The organism is Vibrio qingdaonensis (assembly GCF_026191675.1).
GTDB classification, from domain to species: Bacteria; Pseudomonadota; Gammaproteobacteria; order Enterobacterales; family Vibrionaceae; genus Vibrio; species Vibrio qingdaonensis.
Genome location: NZ_JAKRRY010000002.1, coordinates 363568 through 370490 on the forward strand (window position 1 = coordinate 363568; position 6923 = coordinate 370490).

Sequence of the window (6923 nt, forward strand, 5' to 3'; positions counted from 1 at the left end):
AATGATTGATATTTATCTATTGAGGCATGGAAAAGTGACCGGCAAGGCCGCGCTTTATGGCCATACGGATATTTCAGTATCGTGTGAAGAGAACGCTCGTATTGCGGCGAACTTGAGCGCCTTATCCCTAGACTTAAAGCAGGTGATGACTTCACCGTTGCTCCGTTGTCACGCCGTTGCCGAGCAAGTCGCACACCAACAAGCCTTACCGTTACGCGTGGCGCGCGATCTTAGCGAAATGCACTTTGGTGATCTTGATGGTGTCCCCTTTGATACCATGTCGACACAAGAGTGGCAAACGCTCGAACCATTTTGGGTAAACCCTTCTCAAACCTCACTGCCGAATGCTGAGTCACTCAATGACTTTCACACACGTGTTGTCCGTTACTGGGCATCACTTGCCACGCAAAAACAAAATACCTTGGTGGTGACGCATGGCGGGGTGATTAGAATGATTCTCGCCCACCTATTAGAGCTCGATTGGACGAATGCCAAATGGTACTCGACGTTATCTATTCAAAACGGCTCACTGACACATATTCAAATTAACCCTAAATTTCCAGAGCACGTATTGATCAAAGCGATCGGTACGCCGATAAAAGGACCGAACGATGACGAAAGCTATTTGGGATCTGACGATTGCCTATAGTGGATTAGATGATCCAAAAATAGAGCAAGATATCGTATTAATTCAACGCTCGATTGAGCTACTTGAAAGTTATCAAGACGAGCGTTCGCAAGTGATTGCGATGCAAAACGCAATACAAACTCAGGCTGCGGCAAGTACGCTGCTGGCAACGGTCAATACGCTTGCGACGTGTGCGGCTTCCACCAATGCTATGAACACTCAGGCGAAGCAACTCATTGGACGCATTGCCCAATTGAGCTCTCAGCTAGAGCAGGCGTTTACTCCCTACGAAAATACGCTCGCGTTAGCTGACGTCGTGTTTATTGAGCAAGTGTTGGAGCATGCGGATCCTTGTGTTGCGGGACAAGGTTTCCAGATAGAGCTATTACAACGTAACGCGCAAACGCAGTTAAGTATTGAACAAGAGCAGCTATTGTCGGCGATGCAAGTTGATGGCAGAGACGCATGGGGAAGACTTTACGACAATATTACTGGCGCACTACAAATCACGATACAGTGCGGTGATGAGCAAGAGACGATGGGTTTTTCTCAAGCGGCCAGTCTTCTTTATGGCAGTGAATTTGCCAAGCAAGAAGCCGCATGGAAGGGCATTCAGGCCGCGATGGCGCAGCATTCTCATTCTTTTGCGGCGATCTTGAATGCACTGGCAGGATGGCGCTTGTCGGAGGCGAAGAAGCGCTCGTTGCAGCAAACGGAGCATTTTTTAGATTCCAGTTTACGAGAGAATCGTATTCAGCGTGGCACGCTCGATGCAATGATGTCGGTTGCGCAATCGAATAAGCATATTGGTCAGCGTGCTGGTCGCTTAATGGCCAAAATTCATGGCCAAGATAAGATGACGCCTTGGAACCATCTTGCGGCTATGCCGCCACTAGGAGGCTCCGAGCCACAGGTGTACACCTTTGATGAGGCGATCGATGTCATTAAAGCCGCTTTCTCAACCGTAGAACCCGCGATGGCTGAATTTGTTCAAACCATGGTTGATAATGGTTGGATTGATGCCGAGCCATCAGAAAATCGTCGTTTGGGTGCGTACTGTACTAAATTGGCGGCAACGCGCACGCCCCTGGTATTCATGACTTGGGGCGGCAGTCGTTCCGATTTGTTGACCTTGGCTCATGAGTTAGGCCATGCCTTCCATAACTGGGTGATGAGAGACTTACCACTTTGCCGAACCCGTTACCCAATGACTTTGGCGGAGACGGCGTCTATTTTTGCTGAAAATATTGTTCGTGACTACCTACTGAGCCATGCGGCAAGCCCTGAACAAAAACTTGAAATGCTATGGGAAGAGTTATCGTCGGCTTATGCATTGACCATTAACATCCCGGTTCGCTATGAGTTTGAAAAAGCGTTTTATGAGGCGCGTCAGCACAATGAACTCGATGCTGAGCAACTATGCCAATTGATGTCTGATACATGGCAGGTTTGGTACGGAGATTCAATGGAAGGGCAAGACTCCTATTTTTGGGCGAGTAAACTTCATTTCAGCATCTCTGAACTAAGCTTTTATAATTATCCGTACCTGTTTGGCTACTTGTTTAGTTTAGGGGTGTACGCACAACGCTCGGTTAAAGGGGAGGCGTTTTATTCCGATTATGTGTCATTACTTCGAGACACGGGATCATTTTTAGCGGAAGACGTCGTATCGCAACACATGGGGCGTGACTTGACACAGCCTGAATTTTGGCAAGAGAGTATGGCAAGACTAGAGCAGAAGGTGGATCAATTTGAGGCGTTGTTGGACGCCATTTCATAACTGGTCAACTGTTTTACCGTGTGTGGTATTGAATCAAAGTGCGGCTAATTAACTCAATTAGTTGCATTTATTGGGACGATTTATGTTCAAATCGAGGTATTTCGTCTCTCTAAACGCGATTTACTTCGATAAACGCGATCATCTCCGTATAAATTTACGCGCTGATTCATTACCATACCGCTGTCAGATAGGGAGCAGCGCATGACGAAATCGTTTTTTCGCCAATCATTTCTTAAAGATACGTTAGAAACCCAGATTGAGTTTCAAGCGAAATCCATGGTGACCGATGCCGGTATCAAAATGGATCTTACTCACCGTGGAATGTTGGAAGTGACACCGTGTTCGGTCAATCAGGACACGAAACATATCATCATCTCTTGTGGTATCCATGGCGACGAGACAGCGCCGATGGAGCTCGTCGATAAGATGGTGGAAGACATCGAATCCGGTTTTCTTACTTTGAGATCGAGGTGCCTGTTTATTATCGCTCACCCCGAGTCTACGAATAAACACACTCGTTACATTGATGAAAACTTAAATCGATTGTTTGATGAACGTTCGCATCCAATGAACCGCGAAGTGGCGATTGCCAAGCATTTGAAGTCACAGGTGACGGCGTTTTATCAAGGTACGCTTGAATCACAACGCTGGCATTTGGATTTGCATTGCGCAATACGAGACTCCGCCCATTATTCGTTTGTGGTAAGTCCGAAAACGCGCCACCCAGTTCGCAGCCAAGCTTTGTTTGATTACGTGGCCAGTGCGCACATTGATGCGACGCTACTATCTAACTCACCATCGAGTACATTCAGTTGGTACTCCGCTGAAAATTTTGCCGCTCAGGCACTCACGATGGAGTTAGGGCGCGTAGCCAAAATTGGTGAGAATGATCTGGATAAGTTGCTCGCGTTTGATATCGCGACAAGGGATCTCTTATCGAACGAGACTGCAGAACATATCGCTAAGCCACCTGTCATGTATCGCGTCTCTAGAACCATTGTTCGCCATCAAGAAGATTTTGATTTTTTGTTTGATGAACAAGTTGCTAACTTCACTGAATTCAAACATGGCGAAGTATTTGGTCATGATGGCGATAAGCCTTTGATGGCAAAGAATGACAACGAAGCGATTGTGTTTCCTAACCGCAATGTTGAAATTGGTCAGCGCGCAGCATTAATGGTCGTTAAAGTCGCGATTCGCTACGAGGATGACCAACTCATCTACGATTAACAAAAAATAGTGGCGTATTTTAGCGCCACTGTTATTCTCCTCTTATGAAATTCAATCAGTTACTGAATAGAAACCAGAGACGCTGGCGCAATTTAATTATTGCTATGAGTAGCGTCTTGCTAGGTTGTGCTTTTCTTCACCTTTCAGTGGGTGAAATCTTAATTAATCCCTTTTCTCCTAATAGTGCACTAGAGTCACGGTTACTGTATGACTTAAGGATGCCCCGTTTACTTGCTGCTGCGGCTATTGGTGCTGCGTTGGCACTTTCTGGTGCCGCTTTGCAAGTGCTGCTGGGTAACGTGCTTGCTGAGCCCGGTGTACTGGGTATTTCCGGTGGCGCTAGCCTAGGCATGGTTTTGGTGCTGTTTCTATTACCAGTGGCTGCAACCCCCTTAGCGTTCATGTTGGCCGGGGTGGGAGGGGCGTTATGTTTTACGTTGCTTCTGGTGGGCATGGCGCGCGCCATGCGTTTAACGACCACTCGCCTGTTATTGGTTGGGGTTGCACTGGGCATTTTATCGAGTGCTGTCGTGACATGGGCTTTTTATTTTAGTGATGACTTAAGTATTCGTCAGTTAATGTACTGGCTGATGGGCAGCGTAGGGGGTGTCAGTTGGTATCAGCACAGCCTGACACTGATTATGATTCCGGTCGCAGTATGGTTATGCTCAAAAGGGTCAGTGCTTGATAAACTTATGGTGGGCGAAGTCCATGCGCAGCAACTGGGTGTTGATGTACACCGAATTCGCTGGCAACTCATTCTTGCCGTCTCACTTTTGGTGGGTGGTTCGGTGGCGTTAGGAGGAGTGATCAGCTTTGTTGGTCTTGTTATCCCTCATCTGCTTCGGCTGGCTTTCGGGACGGAGAACCGTTATCTCTTGCCGCTGTCTGCGGTATCCGGTGCGGCGTTATTAGTGGTTTCAGACATATTAGCTCGCACTGTGCTTGATTCTGCTGAACTTCCCGTTGGCGTGATGACGACGACTATTGGTGCGCCTGTGTTTATTTGGATGTTGGTAAAGAGTCATGATACAGGTTCATAATTTAGCGGTGGGCACGCGTTTATTACCGTTATCGGTGAGGATTCCTCAAGGTAAAGTCACGCACGTCATTGGCCCTAATGGCAGTGGTAAAAGCACCTTTTTATCAGCATTAGCGGGCGTACTCAGTGCAGAAGGAGAGGCCGTAATCGATGATGTCTCAATGGCGACGTTATCATTGGCAGATTTATCCTTACTACGAGCCTATTTAAATCAATCGTCACGTCCGGCTTTTAATATGCCGGTTTATCAATATTTGTCGCTCTCCATTCCAAGTTGTGCCACCTCAAGTGCTGCGATCAACGCAGCGGTAGAAGAGATCACTCAGTTGTTAAACTTAACGTCAATGCTAACTCGAACCGTTCATCACTTGTCTGGCGGTGAATGGCAACGAGTGAGGTTAGCGGCGTGTTGTTTACAGATTTGGAAGCCCATCAACCCCTTTGCCAAGCTACTGATCCTTGATGAACCTTCAGCACCGCTTGATGTAGGCCAAGAAAAATATCTGCACGAAATGATCGCGCGGATTACCCAACAGGGTACCGCGGTCGTCGTCGCCAACCACGATCTGAACGTGACGCTAAAGCGAGCTGATCACGTCGTTATGCTCAACAACGGCGTGTTGGTACAGCAAGGCGATAGCCGCAGTGTATTGACGGAAGAGAACGTGAGTGACGTTTATTCAACCCGAGTGCAGCGAGTTACGATTAATCAACGGGATTATTTACTTTTTGATGAGTGATGTGGTGACGAGATATTTTCTACGTTATGCGTGGCTTATATAGGTCAAACTTAGCCTCCCAACGATTTTTTGTCTAATTCAGGACAGCGTTCCAGAGGTGCTTAGCTCGAAGGTGTCATTTCTTACGCCTACTCTGGCTGGAATCTAGTTACAGTGAGTACAATACCTATTTTTACTTTTTCGATGACTGATTCCTATTTTGGTTAAGTTACTATTACCTGAAGGTTTATCTTCGTTACCGAACAGATTCTGTTGAAATTATCTCTCACCTGATTTATCTATTTGGAAATTTAGCGGTCAAATGTTTTTTTGTAAACTCTTTTACCATGTAGTATCAATATTTCTTTTCCATTTTATTTTCAACTGGAACTTTGAGATGGTAATGAGAGGATATATTTGTGATTTTTTATCCGTAACGGGATCAGCCTCTCAAAATAATATTCATTATTTCACCAATTGGCATGGAGGATATATAAGCTATTTTGAGTGGTGGTATTAATATTTCTATATTATTTGGAGAAGGGCGAATGACTTATCGTTAGCTGTCAATCAAACGTTAATTAATCGGCTGTTTTGGCAGTGGCGGATTTTTATGTCAGAGTTAATATTATGTTTAACTAAGGAGTTGAATTGATTATATATTTATTGACGTTGGAGTAGGGAGGGTTTCGCGTTATAAATGATTTTATGTAAATGAATGCAGATAAGGGCTCGTTCTCAAAGCGTATTTTACAGGTTGAATTGAATATGTGTTATCTGACGTTAAGTTAGCCATTTACTTCTACTGATTATAATTCTGTTTTAACTGGTATTCGTGAGCGATTTTTACTCAACAAGGATAGCATTTTAAATATCGGTTGGTAGCGTCAGCTTTGATTGTTTGTGTAATGTCAAGCGAGTTGATCGGTAAAGGAAAGACGAGCCTGACCTAACCCCATAGTTGATGACAAAGTAGCAGAATGGCGAGCTTAAGAAGTTGTTTTGGCAGTAAATTACCATCTTTAGTTTTAATAGTAGGCAGTGTTTTTTATGGATAAAGTTCTTAAAGTGTTATTAGTACTAATAGTGTTACCTCTATCGGTGCTATTAGCAGGCTGCGATTCAGGAGGTGAATTCTCTGAGTCAACAATAAAACTAGAACGGATAGATATTACAGCTTCATTACCAACAACGCGAGGCGTGAGTGAGCTGACGCTTGCGGCAGGTAATAAGCAATATTTCGAGGCTGTTGGGTACTATTCTGATGGTTCATCTCACACATTAACGGATTTAAGTGTAAGTGATTGGTTTACCAGTGATCAGAATGTGGGATATTTTGATACCAGAGGCATATTAACTGGAGGGGATATACCTGGTCCGGTGACTGTTTATGTCTTTAAGGACGGGATTACCAGCAATACAGTGACTGTTAATGTGAGTGCAGCGGTGATTACTGATATTACCGTCACGCCTTCGTTGGTAAATATAGCGAAAGGTCAAACTCAGCAGTTGGTAGCGATGGCA

5 protein-coding genes and 1 pseudogene are annotated in these 6923 nt (G+C 45.2%); all 6 read left to right on the forward strand.

From position 1 onward, the window contains the following. Position 1: 1 nt before the first annotated feature. Complete coding sequence (locus tag MD535_RS03625) at positions 2 to 649, forward strand: histidine phosphatase family protein (RefSeq protein WP_265673560.1); 648 nt, start codon at positions 2 to 4, stop codon at positions 647 to 649. Beyond that, positions 612 to 2408, forward strand: coding sequence for a M3 family oligoendopeptidase (locus MD535_RS03630; RefSeq protein ID WP_265673561.1), 1797 nt, complete (start codon positions 612 to 614; stop codon positions 2406 to 2408). Before MD535_RS03625 ends, MD535_RS03630 begins: the two co-directional genes overlap by 38 nt. 201 nt (positions 2409 to 2609) lie before the next feature. Further along, a complete protein-coding gene (locus MD535_RS03635) occupies positions 2610 to 3638 on the forward strand; it encodes a succinylglutamate desuccinylase (RefSeq protein ID WP_265673562.1) in 1029 nt (342 codons plus the stop codon). A 44-nt stretch (positions 3639 to 3682) separates the two neighbouring features. Then, a complete protein-coding gene (gene btuC / locus MD535_RS03640) occupies positions 3683 to 4681 on the forward strand; it encodes a vitamin B12 ABC transporter permease BtuC (RefSeq protein WP_265673563.1) in 999 nt (332 codons plus the stop codon). Beyond that, positions 4665 to 5420: a vitamin B12 ABC transporter ATP-binding protein BtuD gene (btuD, locus tag MD535_RS03645; protein ID WP_265673564.1), complete on the forward strand. Its 756-nt coding sequence runs from the start codon at positions 4665 to 4667 to the stop codon at positions 5418 to 5420. The genes btuC and btuD overlap by 17 nt, the downstream gene beginning before the upstream one ends. Positions 5421 to 6449: 1029 nt before the next feature. After that, positions 6450 to 6923, forward strand: a pseudogene (locus MD535_RS03650) (Ig-like domain-containing protein); the annotation flags it as partial.

What these genes read in the sequence shown, in the direction of transcription:
- MD535_RS03625 (WP_265673560.1), top strand. Translation starts at nt 2, where the DNA reads ATGATTGATATTTATCTATTGAGGCATGGAAAAGTGACCGGCAAGGCC.
- MD535_RS03630 (WP_265673561.1), top strand. Translation starts at nt 612, where the DNA reads ATGACGAAAGCTATTTGGGATCTGACGATTGCCTATAGTGGATTAGAT.
- MD535_RS03635 (WP_265673562.1), top strand. Translation starts at nt 2,610, where the DNA reads ATGACGAAATCGTTTTTTCGCCAATCATTTCTTAAAGATACGTTAGAA.
- btuC (WP_265673563.1), top strand. Translation starts at nt 3,683, where the DNA reads ATGAAATTCAATCAGTTACTGAATAGAAACCAGAGACGCTGGCGCAAT.
- btuD (WP_265673564.1), top strand. Translation starts at nt 4,665, where the DNA reads ATGATACAGGTTCATAATTTAGCGGTGGGCACGCGTTTATTACCGTTA.